The sequence below is a fragment of the Lentilactobacillus parabuchneri DSM 5707 = NBRC 107865 genome (assembly GCF_001435315.1).
In the GTDB taxonomy this organism is placed as follows: Bacteria; Bacillota; Bacilli; order Lactobacillales; family Lactobacillaceae; genus Lentilactobacillus; species Lentilactobacillus parabuchneri.
On record NZ_AZGK01000045.1, the window covers coordinates 1 to 271 of the forward strand.

Sequence of the window (271 nt, forward strand, 5' to 3'; positions counted from 1 at the left end):
GGAAAGCCATTGATATCAACTGCCAGATGGCGCTTAATCCCCGAGATTTTCTTACCAGCGTCGTAACCTTTGTTTTCAGCAGTAGCGGTGTTTTTGACGCTCTGAGCGTCAACGATAATAAAGGAAGTTAAAGCTGAACGTCCTTGGTAAGTTCGCCGAGCAATGACAATTTTTTTAAAACTTGTTCCAATAAAGAATCAGCCGTAGGCTCAGCTTTAGTTGACCAAATTTTGTAATAGTTGTAAACTGACCGCCATTCTGGGAAATCACC

1 pseudogene is annotated in these 271 nt (G+C 42.1%); it reads right to left on the reverse strand.

Annotated features, from left to right (window positions below):
* A pseudogene (locus FC51_RS12625) lies at window positions 1–271 on the reverse strand (transposase); the annotation flags it as partial.